Origin of the sequence: Xanthomonas cissicola (assembly GCF_008801575.1) — a bacterium.
Taxonomy (GTDB): Bacteria; Pseudomonadota; Gammaproteobacteria; order Xanthomonadales; family Xanthomonadaceae; genus Xanthomonas; species Xanthomonas cissicola.
Genome location: NZ_VZPL01000229.1, coordinates 1 through 669 on the forward strand (window position 1 = coordinate 1; position 669 = coordinate 669).

The 669-nt window shown below is 50.1% G+C and carries 1 protein-coding gene and 1 pseudogene; one reads left to right on the top strand and one right to left on the bottom strand.

Translation table 11 applies throughout. The annotated features are described in order from the left end of the window. Positions 1-106, top strand: a pseudogene (locus tag F7R02_RS25745) (IS5/IS1182 family transposase); the annotation flags it as partial. 329 nt (positions 107-435) lie between these two features. Here the strand turns inward: F7R02_RS25745 and F7R02_RS25755 are convergent. Then, positions 436-669: ArsR/SmtB family transcription factor (locus F7R02_RS25755; protein WP_151210350.1), on the bottom strand; the 234-nt coding region annotated here is incomplete at its 5' end.

Sequence of the window (669 nt, forward strand, 5' to 3'; positions counted from 1 at the left end):
CGGCCTGGCCAAAAACACCGCACACGTGCTGACCTTGTTTGCGCTCTCCAATCTGTGGATGAAGCGAAAGCAGTTGCTGCCGGCTATGGGGAGCGTGCGCCTGTAAACCAGGAAATTCCCACGGAAAGCGCCAGAAATGGCGAAATTCCAAAGATTCAAACGCCACTCTTCGGAACGACGCGACATCCCGCACTCTCAGGCCTCGTTATTCAGACCTTCCCTAGCAAAATCCATTTTAAAAAACTATCTACCCAATCTCTATAACGCCACACCATTGGGCCTTGGGGTTTACTGTGGCTTTAGAAAAACCCGTCAATAATAACTTCGCGAACAGTGCCTTCTCTCAAAGTAACGGCCTGCCTCAGGTTGCTAAAATTAGAAGCTGCCTCTCGCACTCTAAATACTGAATTACGATTTTCCAAAGCAATGACTCTACTAATCTATGTTTGCGCAGAAGATTGCATGCATGGCGCTTAGCAAAGCAGCAATTTTGGGATCGGCCATGCTATAGATTATGGATCTGGACTCACGTCGGGTGAGAACTAAATTCCGCTGCCGCAGATCCGCCAATTGCTGGGACAGGGCGGGCTGAGCTATGCCCGTCGTCGCTTCCAAACTACTTACAGTGAACTCCCCCTGCGACAACTGACAAAGCAGCAGCAGGCGAGA